Origin of the sequence: Cobetia amphilecti (assembly GCF_020217465.1) — a bacterium.
Classification (GTDB): domain Bacteria; phylum Pseudomonadota; class Gammaproteobacteria; order Pseudomonadales; family Halomonadaceae; genus Cobetia; species Cobetia amphilecti.
The window spans coordinates 2,687,963-2,711,708 of record NZ_CP084115.1 but is presented as its reverse complement, the minus strand read 5'-3'; the positions used below and the strand labels follow the sequence as shown (position 1 = coordinate 2,711,708).

The 23,746-nt window shown below is 62.7% G+C and carries 25 protein-coding genes; 11 read left to right on the top strand and 14 right to left on the bottom strand.

What is annotated here, in order from left to right; all coding sequences use genetic code 11:
* Positions 1–37: 37 nt before the first annotated feature.
* Together thiE and thiM are read right to left on the bottom strand one after the other, a co-directional pair.
* Complete coding sequence (gene thiE, locus LCW13_RS11385; RefSeq protein ID WP_225346929.1) at positions 38–661, bottom strand: thiamine phosphate synthase; 624 nt, start codon at positions 659–661, stop codon at positions 38–40.
* Positions 651–1,490 (bottom strand): hydroxyethylthiazole kinase, encoded by an 840-nt coding sequence (thiM, locus tag LCW13_RS11380; protein ID WP_225346928.1) that lies wholly within the window; start codon positions 1,488–1,490, stop codon positions 651–653. Before thiM ends, thiE begins: the two co-directional genes overlap by 11 nt.
* Positions 1,491–1,899: 409 nt before the next feature.
* Between thiM and LCW13_RS11375 the strand changes: the two genes are divergently transcribed.
* Positions 1,900–2,985, top strand: a complete 1,086-nt coding sequence (locus tag LCW13_RS11375; RefSeq protein WP_225346927.1) for an endonuclease/exonuclease/phosphatase family protein — start codon at positions 1,900–1,902, stop codon at positions 2,983–2,985.
* 208 nt (positions 2,986–3,193) lie between these two features.
* Here the strand turns inward: LCW13_RS11375 and yghX are convergent, their stop codons facing one another.
* Positions 3,194–4,081 carry a YghX family hydrolase gene (gene yghX, locus LCW13_RS11370; RefSeq protein WP_131432393.1) on the bottom strand — a complete coding sequence of 296 codons (888 nt, stop codon included), beginning with the start codon at positions 4,079–4,081 and terminating at the stop codon, positions 3,194–3,196.
* A 414-nt stretch (positions 4,082–4,495) separates the two neighbouring features.
* Here yghX and LCW13_RS11365 point away from each other — a divergent pair, with 414 nt between their 5' ends.
* The 6 genes from LCW13_RS11365 (at position 4,496) to LCW13_RS11340 (ending at position 8,785) form a co-directional block, all read left to right on the top strand.
* On the top strand, positions 4,496–5,578 hold the full coding sequence (locus tag LCW13_RS11365; RefSeq protein WP_225346926.1) for a FecCD family ABC transporter permease: 1,083 nt from the start codon (positions 4,496–4,498) through the stop codon (positions 5,576–5,578).
* Entirely contained in the window at positions 5,575–6,426 is an 852-nt protein-coding gene (locus tag LCW13_RS11360; protein ID WP_225346925.1) for an ABC transporter ATP-binding protein, read from the top strand. The genes LCW13_RS11365 and LCW13_RS11360 overlap by 4 nt, the downstream gene beginning before the upstream one ends.
* A complete protein-coding gene (locus LCW13_RS11355) occupies positions 6,423–7,622 on the top strand; it encodes an ABC transporter substrate-binding protein (RefSeq protein ID WP_225346924.1) in 1,200 nt (399 codons plus the stop codon). The genes LCW13_RS11360 and LCW13_RS11355 overlap by 4 nt, the downstream gene beginning before the upstream one ends.
* 177 nt (positions 7,623–7,799) lie before the next feature.
* A complete protein-coding gene (locus LCW13_RS11350; protein ID WP_153636178.1) occupies positions 7,800–7,970 on the top strand; it encodes a hypothetical protein in 171 nt (56 codons plus the stop codon).
* Positions 7,971–8,021: 51 nt separating this feature from the next.
* Positions 8,022–8,420: a Lin0512 family protein gene (locus tag LCW13_RS11345; RefSeq protein WP_225346923.1), complete on the top strand. Its 399-nt coding sequence runs from the start codon at positions 8,022–8,024 to the stop codon at positions 8,418–8,420.
* Positions 8,417–8,785 (top strand): Lin0512 family protein, encoded by a 369-nt coding sequence (locus tag LCW13_RS11340; RefSeq protein ID WP_054556226.1) that lies wholly within the window; start codon positions 8,417–8,419, stop codon positions 8,783–8,785. The genes LCW13_RS11345 and LCW13_RS11340 overlap by 4 nt, the downstream gene beginning before the upstream one ends.
* A 109-nt stretch (positions 8,786–8,894) precedes the next feature.
* Here the strand turns inward: LCW13_RS11340 and LCW13_RS11335 are convergent, their stop codons facing one another.
* The 3 genes from LCW13_RS11335 to LCW13_RS11325 all read right to left on the bottom strand — a co-directional run bounded on the left by LCW13_RS11335 (position 8,895) and on the right by LCW13_RS11325 (position 12,880).
* Positions 8,895–9,989: an NAD(P)-dependent alcohol dehydrogenase gene (locus tag LCW13_RS11335; protein WP_225346922.1), complete on the bottom strand. Its 1,095-nt coding sequence runs from the start codon at positions 9,987–9,989 to the stop codon at positions 8,895–8,897.
* A 168-nt stretch (positions 9,990–10,157) separates the two neighbouring features.
* Positions 10,158–11,186 (bottom strand): HlyD family secretion protein, encoded by a 1,029-nt coding sequence (locus tag LCW13_RS11330; protein ID WP_225346921.1) that lies wholly within the window; start codon positions 11,184–11,186, stop codon positions 10,158–10,160.
* Between the two features lie 86 nt (positions 11,187–11,272).
* Positions 11,273–12,880, bottom strand: a complete 1,608-nt coding sequence (locus LCW13_RS11325) for an MFS transporter (RefSeq protein WP_225346920.1) — start codon at positions 12,878–12,880, stop codon at positions 11,273–11,275.
* A gap of 118 nt (positions 12,881–12,998) precedes the next feature.
* Between LCW13_RS11325 and LCW13_RS11320 the strand changes: the two genes are divergently transcribed.
* A complete protein-coding gene (locus LCW13_RS11320) occupies positions 12,999–13,748 on the top strand; it encodes an IclR family transcriptional regulator (protein WP_225346919.1) in 750 nt (249 codons plus the stop codon).
* Positions 13,749–13,984: 236 nt separating this feature from the next.
* Here the strand turns inward: LCW13_RS11320 and LCW13_RS11315 are convergent, their stop codons facing one another.
* The gene (locus tag LCW13_RS11315) at positions 13,985–14,680 is read right to left on the bottom strand and encodes a haloacid dehalogenase type II (protein WP_225346918.1); all 696 of its coding nucleotides are present in this window, start codon (positions 14,678–14,680) and stop codon (positions 13,985–13,987) included.
* A gap of 349 nt (positions 14,681–15,029) precedes the next feature.
* Between LCW13_RS11315 and LCW13_RS17445 the strand changes: the two genes are divergently transcribed.
* Positions 15,030–15,155: a hypothetical protein gene (locus LCW13_RS17445; protein ID WP_263643033.1), complete on the top strand. Its 126-nt coding sequence runs from the start codon at positions 15,030–15,032 to the stop codon at positions 15,153–15,155.
* A gap of 448 nt (positions 15,156–15,603) precedes the next feature.
* A complete protein-coding gene (locus tag LCW13_RS11310) occupies positions 15,604–15,849 on the top strand; it encodes a hypothetical protein (protein ID WP_043333917.1) in 246 nt (81 codons plus the stop codon).
* Between the two features lie 155 nt (positions 15,850–16,004).
* On the opposite strand, the gene LCW13_RS11305 is transcribed toward LCW13_RS11310, so the two are convergent.
* Positions 16,005–16,520 (bottom strand): lactoylglutathione lyase family protein, encoded by a 516-nt coding sequence (locus LCW13_RS11305; RefSeq protein WP_043333918.1) that lies wholly within the window; start codon positions 16,518–16,520, stop codon positions 16,005–16,007.
* Between the two features lie 229 nt (positions 16,521–16,749).
* On the opposite strand from LCW13_RS11305, the gene LCW13_RS11300 reads away from it, so the two are divergent.
* Positions 16,750–17,625 carry a LysR family transcriptional regulator gene (locus LCW13_RS11300; RefSeq protein WP_054556219.1) on the top strand — a complete coding sequence of 292 codons (876 nt, stop codon included), beginning with the start codon at positions 16,750–16,752 and terminating at the stop codon, positions 17,623–17,625.
* A gap of 147 nt (positions 17,626–17,772) precedes the next feature.
* Here LCW13_RS11300 and LCW13_RS11295 read toward each other — a convergent pair whose 3' ends face one another.
* The 6 genes from LCW13_RS11295 to LCW13_RS11270 form a co-directional block, all read right to left on the bottom strand.
* The gene (locus LCW13_RS11295; RefSeq protein WP_225346917.1) at positions 17,773–18,102 is read right to left on the bottom strand and encodes a gamma-glutamylcyclotransferase family protein; all 330 of its coding nucleotides are present in this window, start codon (positions 18,100–18,102) and stop codon (positions 17,773–17,775) included.
* Positions 18,103–18,179: 77 nt separating this feature from the next.
* A complete protein-coding gene (locus LCW13_RS11290) occupies positions 18,180–19,163 on the bottom strand; it encodes a LysR substrate-binding domain-containing protein (protein ID WP_225346916.1) in 984 nt (327 codons plus the stop codon).
* Between the two features lie 297 nt (positions 19,164–19,460).
* Entirely contained in the window at positions 19,461–19,937 is a 477-nt protein-coding gene (locus LCW13_RS11285) for a GFA family protein (protein WP_054556217.1), read from the bottom strand.
* Between the two features lie 198 nt (positions 19,938–20,135).
* Positions 20,136–20,462 carry a gamma-glutamylcyclotransferase family protein gene (locus LCW13_RS11280; protein ID WP_054556216.1) on the bottom strand — a complete coding sequence of 109 codons (327 nt, stop codon included), beginning with the start codon at positions 20,460–20,462 and terminating at the stop codon, positions 20,136–20,138.
* Between the two features lie 255 nt (positions 20,463–20,717).
* Entirely contained in the window at positions 20,718–21,317 is a 600-nt protein-coding gene (locus LCW13_RS11275; RefSeq protein ID WP_054556215.1) for an HD domain-containing protein, read from the bottom strand.
* On the bottom strand, positions 21,317–22,486 hold the full coding sequence (locus LCW13_RS11270) for a TauD/TfdA family dioxygenase (protein ID WP_225346915.1): 1,170 nt from the start codon (positions 22,484–22,486) through the stop codon (positions 21,317–21,319). Before LCW13_RS11270 ends, LCW13_RS11275 begins: the two co-directional genes overlap by 1 nt.
* Between the last annotated feature and the right edge of the window lie 1,260 nt (positions 22,487–23,746).

The following is a 23,746-nucleotide window of genomic DNA, read 5'->3' as shown; positions in this document are numbered from 1 at the left end:
GCTCAATTCAGCTCAGTTCAGTTCAGCTCATCTCTGATCAGAAAGGATACTGCGCCAGGAATTGCTGGGCGGCTGCGGCGGGGTCTTCGGCACTGCACAGCGCCGAGACGACGGCGAGGCCGTCGGTGCCGCTGGTCATGACTTCACCGGCATTGGCCAGCGAGATGCCGCCGATGGCGACCGTCGGCAGCGGGCTTGAGCGCACGAGCTGCGTGAGCCCCTCGATGCCCAGCGGCGCGGCATGATCCGGCTTGGTCGGGGTGGCATGCACCGGGCCGAGGCCGAGGTAGTCGATGCGTTCGACATCGACGGCCTTGAGCTGCTCAAGCGTCTGGACCGAGAGGCCGATCAAGGCGTCCTCGCCGAGACGGCGACGCGCCTCGACCGGGTCGCCATCGCTCTGACCGATGTGCAGGCCATCGGCGCCACTGGCCAGCGCGACCTCGATGCGGTCATTGATGATCAGCGGCACCTCGTACTCGTCCAGCAGCACCTTGAGGTGGATGGCCTGGGCGATCATCTCTTCGTCGCTGGCATGCTTGTCGCGCAGCTGCACGACACTGACGCCGCCGCGCACGGCGGCCATCACGGTGGCTTCCAGGCCGTGCTCTGCGCACAGCGCGGGGTCGGTGACCAGGTAAAGGGATAGATCAAGTGACATCGGTCAGCTCCAGACGGGAGGCTAGCGGGGTGGAATCGGCGTCGAGAGTATACAGGGCATCCATGAAGCGTGGCACGAAGCTGCCCGGGCCTTGCGCCGACTGGCCCGCCGTCTCACCGGCCTCGGCGTAGCAGGCCAGCGCGGCGGCAGTGGCGTGCAGGGTGTCGTCATGCCCGGCGAGGGTGGCGGCGAGGAAGGCGGCGACCACGCTGCTCAGCGCGCAGCCCATGGCAGTGACGCGGCCCATCAGCGCATGACCACCCTGCACCGTGATTTGCCGCTGGCCATCGGTGACGACATCGACACGGCCGGTCATCGCCACCACGCAGTTCTGCGCGCGCGCCAGCGCGACGGCGGCCCGACTGGCGCGCTCCAGCGCACCCTCACCGTCATCGCCGCTGTCCACGCCACGACCCTGATTCATCTCACCGGCCAGCGCCAGCACTTCGGAGGCATTGGCGCGAATCACGCTGGGACGATATTCCAGCAGAGCGCGGCACGCATACTGGCGCAGGCTGGAGGCGCCGATGCCGACGGGGTCCAGCACCCAGGGTTTGCCATCGCGGTGGGCGCACATCGCGGCCAGCTGCATGGCCTCGATCCAGCTGGGCGACAGGGTGCCGATATTGATCGACAGCACCGCACTGATGGCGGAGATCTCCTGAATTTCCTGCTGCGCATGCGCCATCAGCGGTGAGGCACCGATGGCCAACAGGGTATTGGCGGTCGGCGTCATCGCGACGTGATTGGTGATGTTGTGCACCAGCGGCGTGGTCTGGCGCAGCTGATTCAGCAGGCTGCCGGGAGAAAGGGATGACGATGGGGGCATGGGATCTCGTGACTGGAGAAAGGAAGCATCAGCGCTCGAGAGTAAAAGCTGGCGCTGAAAGGTCAAGTGGCAAGGTCCGGCGCTGACGGTGGTGTGACGCGCTAGCTCCCTGTCATCTATCAAGAGTCGCGCAAAGGATAATAAATAATATCGTGGTTCTATAAACCTTGACGACAAGTCCATAAGATACAGTCTCTTACGGTCTTTTGTGTACGAGTTATCAGTCAAGGGTCACGCAGTGATACGAACGGGTCAGCGCGGTAGCGTCAGCAATACGAGCAGCAGTCACCTGGATTTCGCTGGCAACAGCAGCATGAGCAACAGCAGCACGAGCAACAACAGCAAGCTCCCGCGCGGACGGCAGCCGTCTGGCGGTTCTCGGCTTGAGCGCATCGCCAGAAGGGTAGTGATGGCACTGACCGTGCCCGTGCTGCTGGGCGCTGCGGCCAGCAGTCAGGCGGATGCGGTGATCGCCAGCTGGAATCTGAAGCATGCCGGCTGGAACAACGGCAAGCATCTCGAGCAGGTCGCGGCGGTGGCGAGCCATATGGACCTGATCGGCCTGCAGGAGGTGATGAAAGAGGAGGTCGTCAGCGAGCTCGAGCAGCAGCTTGAGGCGCTGACCGGCGATGAGTGGGACAGCCTGGTCAGCCATGCGGTGGGGCGCAGCACCTATACCGAGCGTTACGCCTATCTGTATCGCGACAAGACGATCGCCTATCAGGGCGGGGCGACCGTCTATCTCGATCCCGAGGATGTGTTCTCGCGCGAGCCGCTGCTGGCCACCTTCGTCGAGAAGGACAGCGGGCGGGCCTTCAGCGCCGCCAACGTGCATATCGTCTACGGCGACAGCAAGGCGGATCGCGCGCCGGAAATCCGTGCGCTGGCAGATATCTACGACCTGATGAAGGAAATCTCGCCCGGCACCCCGGCGATCATCATGGGCGACTTCAACATGGCGCCGGATGAGCCTGCCTGGGGAGACCTGCGGACCCTCGGCCTGCGCCCGCTGATCACCGAGGGCGCGACGACGCTCTCCAAGACCGATGGCCGCTATGCCTCGCTCTACGACAACATCTGGTATGTGCCGAGCGAATGGCCCAGCGCCAGCGGCGATGTGTTCCGCTTCCCGGACTATCTGGGCATCAGTCATGAGGCGGCGCGTGCCGATGTCTCCGATCACGCCCCGATCTATCTGTCGGTGACTGGCGAGACACTGGCGTTGCTGCCACTGGACGGCGGCCAGCCGCAGGCGGCGGGCACAGAGGTGGCCAGTCGTGCATCCAACGCCTCCAGTTCGGCGAGTCAGACCTGTATAGACCTCAATACCGCCAACGCCGATCAACTGGATCGCCTGCCCAATATCGGGCCGGCCCGCGCCGCCGATATTATCCGTCAGCGCCCGTGGAGTTCCAGCGGTCAACTGACCCGCATCAGCGGCATCGGCAAGGGCACGCTCAGCGAGATCGTCGCCAGCGGCATGCTGTGCAGCTGAGTTTTTTTCAGAACGGGTCTGTTCTGAACAGGTCGGTCTGAACAGGTCAGTCTGAACAGGCCTGTTGTGAACTGATCCCGCCTGAGCCTGAAGGGGTATCGGCCCCGATCTCACTTCACAATGACGAAGCCAGCCATCACGGGGATAGCGTGATGTCTGGCTTCGTTGTCTTGAGGCGGGCAGGCCGTCTTCCTGGTGCCGTCTGAGGTCAGCTCAGATACTTCTCGAACCAGGCAAGGGTTCTGTCCCAGGCGAGCTTGGCGGCCTGTTCGTCATAGCGTGGGGTGGAGTCGTTGTGGAAGCCGTGGTGGGTGTCCGGGTAGATGTAGGCCTCATAGACCTTGTCGTGCTCCTTCAGCGCGGCTTCATAGGCGGGCCAGCCGGCATTGACGCGCTCATCGTGCTCCGCATAGTGCAGCAACAGCGGGGCCTTGATGGCGGCGACTTCCTCGGCGCGCGGCTGGCGGCCATAGAAGGGCACGGCACAGGCAAGCTCCGGATAGGCCACGGCGGCGGCATTGGAGACGCCCCCTCCGTAGCAGAAGCCGGTAATGCCGATCTTGCCGGTGGTGCGGTCCTCGCTCATCAGGTAATCGATGGCGGCGAAGAAGTCGTTCATCAGCTTTTCAGGGTCTACCTGTGCCTGCAGCTCCTTGCCCCTGGGGTCATTGCCCGGATAGCCACCCACCGAGCTCAGTCCGTCCGGGGCCAGCGCGATATAGCCGGCCTTGGCCACGCGGCGCGCCACGTCCTCGATATAGGGGTTGAGGCCACGATTCTCATGCACCACCACCACGCCCGGCAGCGGGCCGCTGGCCTTGGCGGGCTTCACCAGATAGGCGCGCACCTCGCCGTGACCCTCGGGGGACGGGTAGGTGATGTATTCGGCGACGATATCGGGGTCGGTGAACTCGACCTGGGAAGCCAGCGCATAGTCGGGGCTCAAGCTTGCCAGAATCGAGGTGGCCGTCATGCCCGCAACGGCAAAGGCCGCCGCGCGATCCAGAAACTGGCGGCGAGTGATGTTGCCATGCACATATCCGTCGTACAGCTCCAGCAACTCGGGAGCAAAATCCTTTGCAGTGAGGCGGGCCATGTCAGACTCCTGGGCAAGAGAAGGGACGAGCGAATCTTGAACATAGCAACCCGCCATGACGCTACCAAGTTTTTGCCGGCCTGTTCACCGAGCCTGAGATTTGCTGAGTCGAGTATTTGCCGAAGCGTGCGTGAGCCGGACGTGAGCAGGGCAGGCGTGAGCAGGGCGGGTGTGGGAAGCACTGGTGTAGGAAGGCCTGGTGGCGCCGCCTGGCTGAGTTGAATGGACGTGAGCCGAGTCGCGCATATCGCCAGTCGCGGCCGTGCGCATTGTGACTGCAGGCGTCAATCATTATCATCTGCGCATGATTCATGCTGATAGCCGAGCTGCCTGGCGGCTCCGGTGGGCCCTGATGCATGGAAGTTCACTTCCTCCTCCTAGTGGCAGACCTTGCTGGTGATTGAAAAAAGTCCGATGTCTCCCCCCGCGCACGCTCAGGCCTCAGCGCCTGAATCGTCGCCTACGCTCGCCCAGCAATACCGGCGCTTCGCCTGGAAACGTGTGGTGATTCTCGCCGCACTGAGCCTGGCACTGCTGTTGGCCATCCTAGGCGACATCATGACCGGCCCTGCCGATCTCGCGCTGTCTGATCTGCTGGGCGAACTCATCAATCCCGGTTCGCACGGGCCGATCAATGAAGCCATCGTCTGGCAGATTCGCCTGCCGACGGCGGTGATGGCGGCGCTGGTCGGTGCAGCTCTGGGGCTTGCGGGTGCCGAGATGCAGACCGTGCTCAACAACGCCCTGGCCAGCCCTTTCACATTGGGCGTGGGCGCCGCGGCGACGCTTGGCGCCTCGCTGGTCATCATTCTGGATGTCGCCTTGCCGGGGCTGCCGCCCAGCTACACCATCGCGCTGATGGCCTTCGTGTTCGCGGCGCTGTCGATTCTGGCCATCGATGCCGTGGCCTCGCTGTATGGCGCCAGTCGCGAGGTCATCGTGCTGTTCGGCATCGCGCTGGTCTTCGTACTCAACGCCGTCAATGCGCTGGTGCAGTTCGTGGCCAGTCCCGATGCGTTGCAGCAGCTGGTGTTCTGGACCATGGGCAGCCTGTCGGAAGCCTCCTGGGAGCGAGTCGCGATCATCGCAAGCGTCTTGGTCGTCTGCCTGCCCTTCGCCATGCGGCGTGCCTGGGCGCTGACAGCGCTGCGTGCCGGGGAAGACCATGCGCGCAGCTTCGGCGTGCCGGTCACCCGCCTGCGCCGCACGGCGCTGCTACGCGTCAGCCTGCTGGCGGCAGTGGCAGTGGCCTTTGTCGGCACCATCGGCTTCATCGGTCTGGTCGGGCCGCACATGGCGCGTCTGGCGCTGGGGGAAGACCATCGCTTCTATCTGCCCGGCAGTGCGCTGGCGGGGGCGTTGGTACTGTCTCTGGCCGCCACGGCCAGTGAGTCGCTGGTACCCGGACTGGTGCTGCCGGTGGGGATCGTGACCTCGTTGATCGGTATCCCCTGTTTCCTCGCCTTGCTGCTCGGTCAGCGCAGGGGGCAGGGATGAGCCATCACGTCTTTGATTCGCAAGCATCCTTGAGGATCTCGCAGCTGACCACCGGCTATCAGCGGCGCATGATCTTCGATCAACTCGACCTGCCGCCGCTGCCGGCGGGCTCACTGGTCGGTGTGCTCGGGCCGAATGCGGTCGGCAAGTCGACCTTCCTCAAGGCGATTGCCGGCATGCGCCCGGCCAAGGGCGACATCCACCTCGGCGAGCTTGCGCTGTCGTCGCTGCACGGGGCGAATCGCATGCGTCATGTCGGCTACCTGCCGCAGACGCTGCCGCAGCCGACCAGTCTGGTCGCCTATGAAGCCGTGGCCAGCGCCTGTCGCGCGGCGCGTGCCGAACTGAGCCGCGAGGCCACGGATTCGCTGGTCGAGCAGGTCTTCGCGCGCCTGTCGCTGCATTCGCTGGCCTTCCGGCGCATGGACACGCTCTCCGGTGGCCAGCGTCAGATGGTCGGTCTCGCCCAGGCGCTGGTGCGCCAGCCACAACTGCTGCTGCTGGATGAGCCGACCAGTGCGCTGGACCTGCGCTGGCAGCTGGCCTTGATCGAAGGCGTGCGCGGTGTGGTGCAGGAGCAGCAGGCCATCTGCCTGATCGCGCTGCATGACATCAATCTGGCGCTGCGTTTCTGCGATCAGATCATCCTGTTCGCGCCCTCCGGCCTGCTGGCCACCGGGGCCCCGCGGGAGGTGATCACCGCCGAGCATCTGCGTGAGGCCTACGGCATCGAGGCGCGGATCGAGAGCTGCTCGCTGGGCCACCCGGTGGTACTCACCGACCGCGTCGCCGACTCGGCCCACGCCGACATTGGCCATATCACGCGCGATGCCGGAGCCAGACGATGATGGCGAGGCGCACAAGACTGGCAGGCGCTTGCCTGCTGGCACTCGCCACTGTCTTCGCAGGCGCCTTCTCGAGCGCACCGGGCAACCTTGCCCATGCCGCCGAGCCGGTCGCCAAGGGGCAGACCCAGGCCAGCTTTCCGCGTCAGGTCACGGATCTCGCCGGGCGCGAGGTGACGCTTGAGGACTCACCGCAGCGCATCTTCCTCGCCCAGCCGCGCCAGCTGTATGCGCTGTTGACGCTATTGGATGCGCCGCTTGAGCGCATCGTCGGCTGGGCCTACCCCTTGGCGGTGTTTGACCCGGCAATGACCGAGCGTCTTGAAGCGCGCTGGCCGCAACTTGCCACGCTGCCAGCGCTGAGTCGCGCCTCGACCCCGAGCCTCGAGGGCGAGGCCCTGCTGGCGCTGACGCCGGACCTGGTGCTGTTCGATCTCTCCCAGCGTTCACGTATCGAAGGCTCGCCGCTGGCGGCGCTGCTGGACGAGGTCGGCACTCCCTACCTGTATGTCGAGTTCAATCACCATCCGCTGCAGGATGCTCCGGTCAGCGTGCGCCTGCTGGGCGAGGTGCTCGGCGTCGAGGCGCGTGCCCGCGAGGTGGATGACACCATCGCGGCGCATCTGGCGCTGATTGACGAACGTCTGGCGACGATTTCCGAACGCCCGCGTGTGCTGATCAACATCGCACCGGGGGTGAAGGTGGATTGCTGTCGTACCAATCTGCACAACGGCGTGGCGGACCTGGTCACGCGGGCCGGCGGGCGCAATCTGGCCGCTGAACTGGCGCCGGTCAGCGGTGCCACCCTCAGCAAGGAGTGGGTGCTGGCACACCCGCCCGAGGCGATTCTCAATACCGGTGGCCAGTGGGCCAAGGGCGATGGCCTGCGCGCCGGCATCGGCATCTCGGGTGAGGATATCCAGCACGACCTGGCGCGCATGGTGCAGACACTGCCCGGCTGGCAGTCGCTGGATGCCGTCAAGCAGGGCCGGGTGATGGCGCTGTGGCATGGCTTCCACCAGGGGCCCTATGCCATCGTCGCGCTGGAGGCCATCGCGCGCTGGTTGCACCCCGAGACCTTTGCCGACCTCGACCCCATGGCCACCTTTGCCTACCTGATGAATGATCCGACGCTGTCGCGCGGCAGCGGCCACTTCTGGGGCCAGCTGGCGCGTGAGGCGCCTGCCACGACCCGATGAGCTGATCGGGGCTGGTGCCTGCAGGTGCTCGGGGACGGAAGTCGTATTTTCTACTTGAGGCTTTCCTGAAACGATGGGGCGACGTTGTCATCGTCCTATGATGTTATCGCTCGGCGTTGTCATCGCCCGAGGGTGTCATCGCCTGATGAAGACATCGGGCCAGCGACGGGAGGCCGCATGTCAGAGCAGGATGACCGCAAGCCCACAGCGACGGTCAGCCCGGTGCGCAGTGCGCAGTTGGTGGCAATCGTCCTGGCGCTGATCGAGCTGTTCCAGGGAGATTGGCAGGGCGCCCTGTTGCTGGGCGGGTTAGGTTGGGTGATCGGGCTTTTCAAGCATCCGCGCTGATAGGCGGCGCGAGTGGTACGTCTTTTCCGTGACAGGAAATCAGGGGGTAATGTGGCCAAGACACGCATGGTGACCCAGTTCGGCATGGGCACCTCCATTCGCAGCCAGAACTACACCGAGGCGGCGGCACGTGGCATCCGCGATGCCCTGTGGCACAACTCGCTCAACGCGGCGGACGCCTTCGGCTTCCCCAAGGAGGCGATGCTGATCGAGGTCGAGATCGGCGTGCAGCATCCCGACAAGGTCGACAGTGATGCCCTGCTGGGCATCTTTCCCTACGGTCAGCCCAGTGTGCGCGTGGTCAAGGGCGGGCTGGACGTCGCCAAGCCGGATGGCAGCGGGGTCAGCGTGATCGCCAATGTCGCCATCATCGTGTCATTCGACATGGCGGCCGCCGGCGCGGCGTCCACTTCTTCCACGCCCGGGCAATCGGCAGGAGGTCAGTCATGAGCGAGCAACGCATCATTCTCGAGATGGGCACCGGCAATGACCTCTACGGCATGGACTACACCAAGGCTGCCTGCCGTGCGGTGCATGACGCCCTGCATCATTCCTCCATCGTGATGTTCCAGTCACTCGGCATCGATCACCACCAGATGCGCGTCGAGGTCACCATCGCGGTCCAGGAGCCGGACGCCGTGGATACGGACGCGGTGGCGCGCGAGCTTCCCCGTGGGCGCGCCGAGGTGACGGTGGTGCAGGGCGGTCTCAATGTGCATGACGAGGCCAGTGGCCAGACGCATGTCATTGCCTCGGCCGCCATCGCCGCCATGCTCGATATCGACCACGACGCCTGGCAGCTGTGTCAGTCGTAGGCAATGCGCGAGCGTGCTGATTGAGGTCGTGTCGCCCAACGAAGAAAGCCCCCGTGCGTCAGTGACGCACGGGGGCTTTGCGGTTCAGGCCAGGTGGCGCAGGCGCTGATTACAGCGTGCTGATGCGCAGCACCGGCTTGACGGTCAGGCCTGATTTCGAATCCGCGAAGGCCTGTTCGATGTCATCGAAGTCATACATCTGGATCAGCTTGTCGAAGGGGAAGCGGCCTTCCTTGTAGTAGCCGACCAGACGCGGGATGAAGACGCGCGGCACGGCGTCGCCTTCGATCACGCCGATCATCGATTTGCCTTCCGCCATCAGGTCGTGGTGCACGTCCAGGGTCACATCGTGGGTCAGGCCGACGATGGCAGAGGTGCCCAGCGGACGCAGTACCTGCAGGGAGCTGCGTACCAGCATCGGCACGCCGGTGGTCTCGAGGGAGAATTCGCTGCCGCCATCGGTGATGCGCTTGATCTCGCCGACCAGGTCCTCGGTCTTGCCGTTGACGCTATGGGTCGCGCCCAGCTCATGGGCCAGCTCCAGACGGCTCTCGTGCAGGTCGACCGCGATGATGTTCTTGCAGCCGGCAATCTTGGCCGCCATCACGGCACTCAGGCCCACGGCGCCACAGCCGAACACGACGAGACTGTCACCGAAGCCCGGCTTGAGGCGATTGAGGATGGTGCCGGCGCCAGTCTGGATGCCGCAACCCAGCGGACCCAGCAGGGCGAGATCGACATCGCTGTCGACCTTGACGGCATTGCGCTCGCTGACCACGGCGTGAGTGGCGAAGGACGACTGGCCGAAGAAGGTGGCGACGTCATGGCCGTCACAGCTCAGACGCTTGCCGCCATCATCCATCACACCGCCGAAGTTGAGCTCACCGCCGCGCTCGCAGACGGTCGGGTGTCCGGTCAGGCAGTGGCTGCAATGGCCACAGTGTGCGAAGGACAGCACCACATGGTCGCCCACTTCCATGTCGCGGACATTGTCACCGATCTGCTCGACCACACCGGCACCTTCATGGCCGAGCACGATCGGATAGGGGGCGATGCCCAGGTCGCGTGCGGCGGCATCGGTATGGCAGACCCCGGTGGCCACGACACGTACCAGAATCTCGTCTCCCTTGGGGGACGCGAGTTCGACGTCCTTGAGGTCGAAGGGCTGGCCTTGGGTGGCGGTGACGGCGGCGCGAATTTTCATGGTGTTGATCCCTTTGATGATCGAGTGATGGCGTTCTTCAGAGGCGTCCCGGGGCGGCGTGCCCTCCGGGATGGTTCTCTTGACTGTTTCAGGGCTGTCGCAAGTCGTTCAGGGCTGTCTAGCCTCGTTCAGGACTGTCTAGCCTCGTTCAGGACTGTCGCAAGGCGCTCAGGGCTGCTGGGTCGTGACATGGGCGATCACGGACATGCCGATGCGTACCTTGTCGAAGTCGGGCTGGTTCGGGTCGAACACGATCTTGGCCGGCATGCGCTGGGTGATCTTGGTGAAGTTGCCGGTGGCGTTCTCGCTGGCCACGGCCGAGAAGGCGCTGCTGGAGGCCGGTGCGATGCTGTCGACATGGCCAGTGAAGGTCTTGCCCGGCAGGCTATCCAGCGTCATCTCGACCGGTTGGCCCGGCTCCATCTCGGCCATCTGGGTCTCGAGATAGTTGGCGACGACATAGGCTTCCTTGTGCGGCACGATGGCCAGCAGCGAATCACCCGGTTGCACGTAGGCGCCGACACGCAGTGAGCGCTGGGTGACGATGCCGTCCTTCGGCGCACGAATGACGGTATAGCCGGTGTTCAATTCCGCCTGCTCGAGCGCTGCACGAGAGCGTTCGACCTCGGCCAGGGCTTCCACGCGCTGGGCTTCAAGAACGCCGATCTGCTTTTCCGCCGAGCGCTGAGCCGCCTGGGCCTGCACGAGATTGGCTTCCCAGATGCCCTGCTGTTCATCGGCCTTTTCCTTGTCCTGCTGGGAGGCGGCGTTGGTCATGCGCAGGCTGCGGTAACGCTTGGCATCATTGCGCGCATAACGCAGCGAGGCCTGGGTGGACTTCACCTCGGCGATGGACTGCTGGACGACGGCGTGCTGACGCTCGATGTTGGCATCCAGGTCACCGACCGCTGCCTGCTGGGCGGCGAGATCGGCCTGGGCGGAGTGCAGGGACGCCTGGTAATCGCGGTCATCCAGCGTGGCCAGGATCTGGCCTTCCTTGACCACTTCGTTGTCTTCCACCAGCACCTTGTCGATCTGGCCCGCGACGCGTGTGGTCACCATCACGCTATCGGCGCGCACATAGGCATTGTTGGTGGCTTCGCGGCCATCGTGGCCCTTCCAGTAGAGGCCCGCGTAGGTCGCGACCAGCAGGAGCGCCAGAACGCTCAACAGTAGGGTGGTACGTGTCTTGTTCATGTCGGTGTCGTATCTCGTCGTCTATGTCGAAGAAGGGGGAAGTGGCTGAATCCTGGCTGACGGGCAGCCGCCGGCTTTGTCTGTGTCTATGCCCCGGAGGGTTGTGCTTGAGGGGGCTGAGACTGAGAGGGCTGAGCCTGAGGGGGCTGAGCCGGAGAGCGCTGTGCTGGCTCTGGTTGAGGTGCCGGTGCCGGCGCCGGTTGGGGCGGATAGGCGCGAATCGGCAGCACCATGACCAGTATCAGCAGCGCCACCACGAAGGGGATGATGGCGAGGTAGGCATCCGCATAGCTCATCACGGAGGCCTGCTCGGAGATGCGCGTGGTGATATCGCTTGCCGCATCGACCTGGATGAGTCCGGCGGGCTGATTGCCCTGCAGGCCGAGTGCCTCGCCCAGGCGGGTGGTGTGCAGGGCTTCACGCGTGACGAGGAAGCTTCCGTAGACCGTGGAGGCCACCACCGTGAACAGGGCGCGCAGCGAGTTGACCATCGCGGTGGCGAACGGCCCTTCCAGCGGGCTGAGCGCCCCGGTGGCATTCATCAGCAGCGGTACCACCACCATCGGCTGGCCCAGGGTGTTGAGCACCTCGATGAGATAGAAGTTGTCGCGATTCCAGTCGCTGGTGAGCTGCGAGCCCAGCAGGCAGCTGATCAGGATCAACACCAGGCCCGTGGCCATCACGTAGCGGCTGTCGACGCTCTTGCGGTTGATCAGTGTCGCCACCAGCGGTGCCAGCAGCAGCTGCGGCAGGGCCATGGTCAACATGACCGGGAACAGCTGCATGGGGCGATAGCCCTGCACTTCCCCCAGGAAGGCGGCGGGAATGGTGCCGGCGGCCAGGGTCAGGAACATGAAGGTACACAGGGTGATGATGCCGAAGGCAAAGTTGCGACGTGCCAGCAGCTGCAGCTTGTAGAGCGGCATCGGGTGGAACCACTCATGGATCAGGAAGGTCACGAAGACCAGCCCGCCCGTGGTCAGCAGGGCGACGATCAACGGCGAGTTGCCCCAGTCGAGTCGCTCACCCTGGGTCATGCCGGCGACCAGCGCGCACAGGGCGGTGACGCCCAGCAAGGCACCGAGCCAGTCGAACTGCTTGCAGCGTTCCAGCTTGAGCGGGTCCTGCGGCAGGCCCCAGGAGACCAGTGCGGCGGCGAGAAGACATACCGGCGCGGTTTCCCAGAACACCAGATTCCAGTCGCCCAGGTCGCCATAGAGAGCGGCCAGCGGTGCCGACAGATAAGGGCCGAAGGTGGCCGTCATCGCATAGGCCGACAGGCCATAGAGCTTGCTGTGCCACGGCAGGAAGCGCAGCGCCGACATCATCAGCAGCGGCAGGATGCTGCCGGATGCCAGGCCCTGGGCAACGCGCAGCCCCGCCATCAGCGGGAAGCTGTCGGCCAGGGGCACCAGCAGCGAGAACAGGGCCAGTGACAGGCAGGCACCGATAGCGAAGCGGCGCAGGCTGAAGGTGACGGCCAGCCAGCCGGCGAGCAGCATCATCGAGACTTCCGCCGCGCTGTAGATGGTGGTCAGCCAGCTGCCCTCATCGTGGGAGAAGCCGAAGTGTCCGACCACATCCGTCAGGACGGTCTGCGTGACACGCTCTCCCACACCGGACATCAGCGATGCGAGCAGAATGCCCACAAGACCGAGTGCGAGTCGTAGATTGAAGGGTTGAGGAGCGGCCACTGTAGAGTTCCCGTTTTGAGGTGAAGCGCTAGACACCTTGGGTGTCTCGTTATGCGGTACACTGTACCACTTGGTGGTTTCGTTAGGCAAGTAGTTAGCTTGTTAAGGAGTTGTGTCTGTGTCCACAAGAGAAGGTAGTGGCGTGCAGGTCGTGGCCAGGGTGGCGGCGATTCTCAAGAGTCTGGAAGGCAGTGAGCAGGGCATGAGCCTGGGGGAGATCGCCGCCAGGAACGATCTGCCGCGCTCGACCGTCAAGCGGCTGGTCGATGCGCTGGCCCAGGAAGACCTGCTGGAAATCCACGGCCATGGCGGGATACGGCTCGGCTCTGCGCTGATGCGGCTGGCGCGCCATAGCCAGCTGGACATCACCACGCATGCCAAGTCGTTTCTGGAGGCATTGAGCGGCTCCACCGAGGAAACGGTGGTGCTCTGCAGTCTGAGCGGCAACGAGCTGCTGATACTGCACTCGGTGTTGTCGCCGCTGCCGCTGCGGGTATCGCCGATGGCCGGCAATTTCCTGTCATTGCATGCGACAGCCAGCGGCAAGGTGCTGCTCTCGCATCTCGAGGATGAACAGGTGGAGCGCCTGTTGGGCACGGAACTCACGGCCTACACGAACAACACCCTCGCGATGCCGGCACTGCTGACGCAACTGGCCGAGGTGCGTCGCACCGGCATCGGTCATGACGAGGATGAGCATATGCAGGGAGTCGGCGCGATCGGAATCGGCCTGGAGACCAGCCAGGGTCATTACTCCGTGTCCGTGGTCGGCCCCTCGTGGCGCATCAGCGAGCGCAAGGCGGAGATTCAGGCCGCGCTGCAGGCGACACGTGACGAGATGCTCAAGGCCTTTCGTTCACTCAAGTGAGCGCGTCCCGCCAAGGCGGCAAGGCTGCCGTGTGCGGCGGCGGATCGAACGGCGAGATAGTGGAGAGGGCGAACAGAAAGGCAGGCACAGCAACGCCGCTCACCCGAATGGGCGAGCGGCGTTTATTTACTAGGCAGCACTCAGAGACAGAGCTGAGAAACTCAGTTTGGAAAGAGAGTTTGGAAAGAGAGTCTAGAAAGAGAGTCTAGCAAGAGAGCTCAGAGGCCAGGGCTCGCTCAGGCCTCCCTGGCCGCGATCAGCTGGTCCGCCAGGGTCATCAGCTCCGCGGCGATGAAGTCCGGGGTCGGCACATTCTCGGCGGGCAGCACGGCATTGTGCGGGCGCGTCAGCAGGGCACCCTGCATGCCGGCGGCCTGGGCACCGATGGTGTCCCACACATGGCAGGCGATCATGCACATGTCGCCCAGTTCGACCTCGAGCTGCTCGGCGACATGCTGATAGGTGGCCGGCGCTGGCTTGAACTGCTTGACGCTGTCGACGCTGAAGTGCTGCTCGAAGGCCTCGCTGATACCGGCCTTCTCCAGCGGCGTCGGGGAGGCGCCTGCGGGGGAATTGGTCAGCGTCACCAGGCGGAAACCGGCCTGCTTGAGGCGCTCAAGCGCCGGGGCGACATCGGGATGGGCCGGCATCTCGGCCATGCGCGACTTGAGCTCATCGATATCGTCATCCGCGAGTCTGACCTGATGAATGTCGGCGACCATCTTCAGGGCGCCCACGCCGAGCGCACCGAAGGGGGTATAGCGTTGTGAGAGCGTCATGGTCTGCGAGTACAGCACCAGCTGTGCGAACCATTCGCGCAACACGCTTTCATCACCGAACACGCGTGCGAACAACGGCGAGAGAGTGGTGATGTCGAGCAGTGTCTCGTTGACGTCGAACACCAGTACGTCGGGAAAGGTCGTGTCAGACATGGTGACTCCTGGGGTGATATTTCAGACATGCAGTGGGCGCGAAGCGAGGTAGCCGACCGACGGGTAGCGTCAAGGGGTAGCACCAGCGGATCAGCGCCAAGGAATCAGCGCTGGCAAGCCCGCGTCACTTTCTTCATGACGCAAGACTACCCGTTGTTGAGCGATTGCTCAAATCATGGCCGTTGGTAGTGTGATGACGCCGGTCAGAGGTCTGGAATGGCACCGGCAGCCTCAGCGCCTGACGGCGGTCGATGTTTTCATGATCAAATGTTGTACAAATATTGAATTTACGCCATATTGCGTCGCAGAAGGGCTGAAAAAACCAAGAAAACAGCAGGGGTAAGGGACAATGAGCAATATCGCTATCTGGATGGGGCTTGGCTTGGCCGTCACCTTTGTGCTGTTGGCGACTGGCGTCTTTGACAAGCTACTGACCCGTATCGAGCAGGATGATTCGGCGCGCAAGATGAAATGATCTGCTGGCGGTAACAGCCGAAGGGATTCACGTAAAACCCACCCTCCAGGGTGGGTTTTTTCATGCCCGTTTGGCGACAGAACCTGCAGGGCATGCGCGCTTTGCGGTTTCGCGAGTCTGAAGCCGGCACGTCATCGGTCAGCGAATGTAGTCTTGCGTATCGCTGTGTAATCATGGAGAAGTGATTTGCTATCGGGGTGTTCGTCGCGGTCATGGTGACTGGCGAGTCGCGATGAGATCAACGTGCTGAACACGCCAGCAAGTTACCACTGGTTAACGTTTCGAGAAATGTCGCCCACAAGTGAGAGTTGTACAGATATCACATCATGGATAGTGTGAGTTCAGCGGGTTTTGCAGAGTATGAGGGATTTTCACACCCGTAATGATTACCTGAACGCGTGTGATCATTGCCGTGAATTCAATCAGTGTGGCTCCAGGGAATCGAATCATGGATGAGAAAGCCAACGCCGTTCTGTCCTGCCCGGTATGTAACTGCCTGAGCATGGATTACCAATATCATGAGCGCTCTGACGATTACCTGGTGCACTGTGGTGAGTGTGCCGAGTTCATCGGCACCTGGTCGTTGTTGCAACGTGAGCTTGCAGTGCAGAAGGCACGGATTGCCTTGCTCAGTCCGGAACTCGCCAGTCAGAGTCTTTACCGTCGTGTGCGCAGCATGCCCGTCATCCATTGAGGCGTGAGCGGGTGGGCTTTCGCTGGACTCGCCCCGACGAAGGTCATCGTGAGTTGCTCTCGAGGTTCCTGTCGGGATGTCTCGAGCACAAATGTCAGATACAGCAAGGCCCCGCCATGGCGGGGCCTTGCTGTATCTGACGTCTGCGGCCGTGCTCAGTTCTGGTAGGCACCGGCGGCGTAGGTCATTTCATAGCTGTGGCTATAGACCTCGAGGATATTGCCGAACGGGTCTTCCATGTAGACCATGCGGAACGGCTTCTCACCCGGGAAGTACTCGCGTACCGGCATGCGCTGCTTGCCGCCGGCGGCGACGATGCGCTCGGCCAGACCTTCGACGTCCGGGTCCTGGACGCAGAAGTGGAAGATGCCGGTCTTCCAGTACTCGAAGTTGTTTTCCGGTGTCTCGTGGTTCGGGAATTCGAAGATCTCGACACCGATACGGTCGCCGGTGGACAGGTGGGCGATGCGGAAGCTGCCCCAGCCCGGACCGAAGACATCGCTGCACATCACGCCGATGGCGGAGTCATCTTCGGTGATGGTGGTCGGCTCCATCACCACGTACCAGCCCAGCACTTCGGTGTAGAACTTGACTGCGGCTTCCACATCACCAACGGACAGGCCGATGTGGGAGAAGGTGCGCGGATACGGTGTGTTCTTTTCGTTGCTCATGAGTCACCTCGATATGTGAGTCGTGAAGAAATGGCTCGGTCACTGCCTGCGTGACGTTGGATGCCATCTTGGGCGTCATGAGCAATAATGAAAACTGCGTGGCTGTTATGATAATGATAAGACTTGCTTATGGCGGTAGGGGTTATCCGTCGCAATCTTGCTGATGCTACTCCTCTGACGCTGACTCCCTGATTCTGTCCTCTGATTCTTCCAGCCCCCAGGAGCTTGAATGCTGCAACCCCAATGGCTACGCACCTTTCGCACCCTGGTGAGTGTCGGCAACTTCACGCGCACCGCGGAGCGGCTCGATCTGACCCAGGCCGCCGTCAGTCAGCATGTGCGCCAGCTGGAAACCCGGCTTGGCACGCTGTTGATTCGTCATCCGCGCAAGATCGAACTGACGCCGGCCGGCCATGCACTGCTGGATTTCGCGCGCGAGATGGAAACCGCCGAGCAGCGCCTGGCCCAGCGCCTGGCGGGCAATGAAGACAGTCATGGCGACATTCGGTTGATCACGCCGGGCAGTATCGGCCTGGCGATCTATCCGCGCTTGCTGGCGCTTCAGCAGGAGTCGCCGGGCCTCAATGTCCACCATCGCTTCGCGCCGACGCGCGAGGTGGTGGAGGCCGTGCTGGAGAATCGCTTCGAGCTGGGGATCGTCACGCTCAAGCCGGATGACCCGCGCCTGAGCGTGACGGAGTGGGCGCGTGAGCCCCTTGAGCTGGTGGTGCCGGCGGGGGTCGAGATCCATGACTGGGGGGATCTCGAGACACTGGGCTTCATCGATCACCCGGATGGTCAGGACATGGCCTCGCGCCTGTTGAGTCGGCGCTTTCCGGGCAATCCGGGCATCAGCTCATTGCCGCGCAGTGGCTCCACCAACCAGATCAGCCTGATTCTGGAGCCGGTCGCCCGTGGGTTGGGCTTCAGCGTCGTGCCGCGCCATGCCCGCGAGGCCTTCCCTGATCATCAGGCCATCCGGGTGGTGCCACCGCCTGAGGGCAGCACGGAGGTGGTCGATACCCTATGGTTGCTCACGCGAGCGGAATGGCCGCTCTCGGCGCGCGCCAGACGGGTGTTGGAGTATCTGAAGGTCTCGCTGTAGCGCGCCGAGGCATTGACGCTCAGACCTCGGCGCTCAGACCTCGACGCCGGGCATCAGCGCTCAGACCTCGACACCCAGGCAGCGACGCCGGGCATCAGCGCACTGATCAGCTTATGGAGCAGTTCATGAAACAGTTCATGGAGCAGCTTACGGCTGGCTCAGCGCGTAGACCTGTGCCGTCAGGGTGCTGCCATCTTCCAGCGTGATCGTGGCCGGCTGGCGAAGGTATTCGCTGCCTTCGAAATCATCCAGCGCCTGCCAGTGATCGGCCAGGTTGTCGGAGTAGAAGACGTGACCGCGGATGGTGTCGCCCGCCTCATCCAGTCTCAGCCCCGGAAAGCCCATCTCAGCCCCCCAGCCAGCTGCCTCCAGGCGGCCCTTGAGGGTGCCGGGTGTCCAGCTGCCGCCAATGTCGAGCATGACGTGTTCGTTGGGGCCGCCCGGGCCGAGGGTGCCGTAGATGAATAGATGCTGCATGGGAGTCTCTGTCGTTCGTCGGGGGGAGAAGCCTGTCTCGGCGGCGCGCGCCGGACGGAGCGAGGGCTTGCGGCAACTCATGGCTGCCTTGAGGTAGGCCCCGGAATCTCGAGGCCGGAAAATTCGCGTGTCAGCCAGCGGGTGATGGGTTGGATCACGGCACTGTTAGGATGGCGGACACTCATGCGATAGCCGTGGCGGTCCCGCGAGATATGCGGCGTCAGGGCGATCAGCGAGCCGTTGTCGAGCAGGTCCTGGATGACGTGGCTCCAGCCCAGCGCGACGCCCTGATGATTGACGGCGGCATTGAGCGTCAGCGGGAAGTTGTTGTAGGGGAAGGCCTTGTCGAGGCGCGGCACCGGCAGTCCCGCGTGGCGGCACCAGGTGGCCCAGTCCAGCCAGCGGGTGTCGCGCATGTCCAGGTGCAGCAGGGTGATACGCGACAGCGCCTCGGCATCCAGCCCCTTCTCGAGCCCATGACGCCGGGCGTAGTCCGGGGAGCAGACCGGGAAGGCGCGCTCCGCGACCACCAGCGTATCGCGATGATCGCCCGTCAGCGGCGGGCCGAAGCGGATCGCGATGTCGGCCTGCTGCATCTGCGGGTCTTCATCACGATCGATCGGCAGCAGCGTGAAATGGCAGTCGGGGAAATCCTGTTCCAGCCGCTCCAGGCGCGGGCGCAGCCAGACATGCGCGAAACCGGCGCCCGCGGCGATGGTGATACGCGGGGTCGGCTTGTGCACCTTGCGACGTGCTTCCGTGACGGCGCTGCATACCTTGCCAAGCCCGCCTGCCAGTTCGGCATGGAAGGTCTCGCCGTAGTGATTGAGGATCAGCCGGCCGCCCTGGCGATCGAACAGCGGATGGCCCAGGTGCTCCTCCAGCGCTCGGATGCGCTGGGAGATGGTGGGCTGGGTGGTATCCAGCTCACTGGCGGCGGCCGTCATCGACCCCAGGCGGACCGTCACGTCAAAGGCGACCAGCCCGCGCAGGGAGGGCAGGTCATCCAGAGGGCTTGCGCTTTCCAGCGGCGCTGGGGAGCTTGTCTTTCGGGCCGGCACGAGAGTCCTCACTGTGATGCGCTGTCGCGGCGCTCCTGTCGTACTGCATTGGCCTAGATGATGGCCTGGCTGATGGCTCGGGCGATTGCCTGGATAAGGCATGAGAAGGCATCAGCCAAGGATCACCGGATACGAACAGGAGTGCCGCCTTGTATAGGCGGCACTTATACGCGACGCAGCGAATGACATCAACGCTCAGCCCGGTAGAGCCGGCCGTGAGGTCGCAACGGATCCTGACCAGCGTCGCATCGGATCCTGATCGAGGCGTTGCTGGTCCTGATTGACGCGCCGCCGATATCAGTCGGTGTCGCGCTCGGCAATTCGCGCATGCCAGGCGGCAATGCTCTCTTCGGGATACTCGGCGTGATGAGCATCACGCGCTTCGTGCGCGACTTCCACCCAGTTGGCCTTGCTGTCGAGCATGATGTGGACATGTTCCGGCGGCACGGGCAGCGGGGTGTCGATCGCCCCCGCCTGAGGGTGAATCAGCTCCGGCCAGCGGGCATCGTAGAGCCACAGCGCACTGCCGCAGCGCTTGCAGAAGTGGCGTTCCGCCGGACTTTCGACTCCGTCGGTCACCGCGTGATAGATGGAGAGATTGTCCCGGCCTTCCACCTTCAGGGTGTTGGCATCGCCCGCCAGATTGATCGCGTAGCCACCGCTGCCCGCCGTCTTGCGACAGATCGAGCAATAGCAGCGCTGATACGGATAGGGGTGCGGCGATTCGAGCTGGAATGTGACGGCCTTGCAGTGGCAGGAACCTTCAAGCTGCATGAGGAATCTCCCTTGTGATGCATGAATGAGGACGCTGGCGCTGACTGGCCATGCATCGCCCGAAGGGCAATGTTACTCCATCCGGGCGCAAGGCGGCGGGCCGCCATTCATCACTTGCCACGATCCATCCATCACTAGCCACGATCCATCCATCTCTTGCCACGGGCCAGCAATCGCTATCCGTGCCGCGCGTGAGTCTCACTGCGGCAGGGCGTAGACATAGGCCTCGAGTTCACGATTGTCATCGAGAATGACGGTGGTGACGGTGCGCTGATAGATGGGGCCCTCGAAGTCATCGAGGGCATCCCAATGCTCGGGCAATTGCGCCGAGGAGAACACGTGGCCGCGTATCACCTGGCCCGTGTTGTCGACGACCAGCCCCGGGAAGTTGTGTTCATCGCCGTGATCGGTGTTTTCCAGTCGGCCGCGTAGATAGGCCGAGCTCCATTCGCCGTCGATATTGGCGATGACATGTTCGTTGAGGCCGCCGGGGCCCAGTGGACCGTAGATGAAGAGATGTTCCATGCGTCTGCCTGTCGGGTTGGGGAAGGGGGATGATCCGCGAGGGAAAGACGGCCGTACCGGCACCGCCTTCATTGACGCTGACGTTAGCCAATGATGATGAAGGTTGAGTGGCGAGGTTCAACCCCTTGTTGACGTGGAGCACTCAACGCAACGCCCACAAACCAGATTGCCCCCACTGGGCAGGCCAGTGAGGGCAATGGTCAAGCGGGGGAGCGGAGCAGGTCAGGCGCGTTTCACGCCCCCGCCTTCACATGCTCAGACGCGGCTGTCGAAACCGCCGGCCGGCTCTTCGCCGATCACGTCCGGATCGAAGGGCTTGCGCGCGAAGACGCGACGCAGTGCCGGTTCGAAGTGCTCCAGCGGCGGGGTCGGGTAGTCGGGATCGAAGGCCGCCTGATCATAACGCTCGCAGAAATCCACGCACTTCTGATACCAGGGGTGGTCCTTGTAGATCTCGCGCTCGTTGCGGTCCTCGCCGTAGAAGTGACCGTAGTAGAACTTCTGGAACAGGCCATGGTGATGGATGATCCAGGTCACTTCGGCACGTACGTACGGGCGAATGATGGCGGCGGCCAGCTGCGAGTGATTGTAGGGCGCCAGCTCATCGCCGAGATCATGCAGCAGAGTGGCGACGACCAGGTCGTCATCGGCGCCATCGGCTTCGGCGCGCGCCGCCGACTGCAGAGAATGCTCCAGACGGCTGACCTTGTAGCCGCTCAGGCCATCATCGAGCTTGCGCAGGGCAAGCTTGAGGCGCTCCACCAGCCCTTCATTGAACTGGTCTTCAAGACGCTCGAGCAACGCATAGTCTTCTGCGGTGCCGTCCTTCATCTGAGTGAATGAAACCTGATCCATTACGCCATTTCCTCACGGTTTTCTTGTTGTGCCTGCTGCTGACGCTGACGCATCAGGGTAGTGGCGAAGCGCTCACGCGGGCCATCGCTATCCATGTAGCAGCCCTGCAGGTGGCGGTGCCCCTCATTGGTGTCGAACGCCGTACGGCCATGCAGCACGCGGGTGTTGTCGAACATCATCAGCTCTCCGGATTCGAGTTGGAAGCGAATCTCGTTGGCCGGGTTCTGGAACAGCTGCCCCAGACGCTGGCGCGCCTGATGGTAGCGGCGAGTGTTTTCCAGCGACATGTGCGGCAGGTGATCGAGGCGCGGGCTGTAGTTGACGCCGATGGGCTCACCATCGGAATTCTCGCGAATCACGCAGCGACGGGTGGTCAGCTCGGTACCGGCATCCAGGAAGCGGAAGCCGACCGGCGTGGTGCGCAGCAGTTCATAGCCTTCCGGCATCTCGGCCTTGAGCTGCTTGAGCGCATTGAGGCTGTCGACCAGCGTGGACAGGCCGCCGGTGGTCTCGTTGACCAGGCAGTGCAGCATCTGGATGCCCGGCACCGGATCACGATACGGGTTGTCGGTGTGCGGCCCGAGCGCCACGCTGCGGTAGGCCAGGTCATTGCCCGTCGGACGCGAGTACACCTCGAAGTAGCTGCCGAAGTTGGTGTCCTTCACGTAGCCGAAGTGACCGGCCACTTCCAGAATGCGCTCCGGATCGGTCGGTACGTTCTGCACGATGATGTAGCCAAAGCGCAGATAGGCCTTCAATGCCTTCTGGAAGTCCTCATTGTTGCCCATCTTCTCCCAGTCGACGCGCTGCGCCTGCTGATCGATGCTCGCATCCCAGCTCTCGGGCTTGGGGAACGGCGTGATGCCCTGCAGTTCATGCGCCAGCATGGTGAGGTCATACACCTCGCAATGCCCGTCACTGAAGGTGAATTCCACGTGCGTCTCATCGACCGGGCGCGCCGCGGTCAGCTCGAGGTTGACGTCGATGGCATGCGAATCGAACAGACGCTGGGTGGTCACCTCATCGAGCTGCTCCGGGTCCTGGGTGCGCTCGCGCAGCCACAGCGGGCTGACCGGCTCCAGGCCTTCGGCGGTGATCAGGTTCAGTGACAGCGGCGACTCGCTCAGGGTCAGCGGCAGCGCATCGGACAGGGCATTGGTCAGGGACATGCAGGCATCTCTCCATTAGCACGGTTGTATATCGTGGCCATTATGGGAGCGAGGCATGGGACCTAAGTAGGGGGTGAGTGTTATCGGAGGGTATGCATTTTTCTTATGGGGTGGATAGAACCCGAGAAAATGACCCGTGATGCGTACTGGTAAATTGATACAAGGATTCAGTGATGCTCACTTCGAGTAGTTGCAGGGCCTGAATTCAAGCAATAAGCGCAGCACCTGCGGTATCTAGGCCTCCTGAGTATTTTCCTAGAAACTTACTTCGGTCCAGAATTAATGTAATCCCCGTTATTTTATGTGCTTAATTAAATCAATCACTTGCTGTAGGGCAATAGGTGCGAAATCGCACTTTGTTGTCATATGGTAAGCCATTCTAGGGTTCGGCGTTCCTTGTCATTCAGCAAAATATGCCAATTTTATGAGTTAGGTCAAGAGGTTATGCTGGCTGCAGGAGGTGTGGGTCGAGCGCAGCGCGCTGACCGGAAATTTCCGTCTCTGAAGGAATGTCGAGTGGTGTGGTGCGAGGATAAGTGAGGTGACATCGTAACGCGGTGCCATGGCGAAAGGGAAGTAATTTGTGGTGTTAGATTATGGTGAGTGCCACGTTATTATATGATTTATTGTATTCACTATTTGTGGTGTGGAGATAAAGGGTGTTGACTGATTACGCCATATCGTGGCTTTGCATCCAGGAAGCCAAGCGGGTTGCGCTGCCTCTCTGGGCAGATATCCCCGATGGATAGCCCTACTCGTATGACCTTCACGAGCCGCTAACCGGCCGGGCCCGGTGTGGGGACATCATGGAATATGGCCAGTCGGGAAGGGATGCAGAGGTGTCTTCATGCGGCAGCAGGTGGCTGTCCTCAAAGGACATCGCCTCCTCCTGATGACGGGTGTGTCGTTCCGTGTTCGACCAAGAGAATACGAAAGAGGGCGCGACGATGGCCTGACAGCCTTTCACATACCGCGACCCGGGGCTGGCATGTCCACTGTGTCATCTGACGTGCCGGTAGCCGCAGCGTGATGTAGTCTTGAGAGAAATGAATACCCGAGATCAGTACCTGATCTGTATCGGAAAGGCGTCTCCCTGCTGCTAGCGCAGGTAAATGATAGGGTGGGAGAGTGCTGGGTGGCCGTCTGGGAGAGGGCAGCAACACATCGCTGTCTGATGTGTAGTCGAGATTTGGTGCTTGGCATATCGGTAGTGCACGAGACGAGCGCTGGACGGGGCTGCCGGCGAAGCTTGAGTACTGG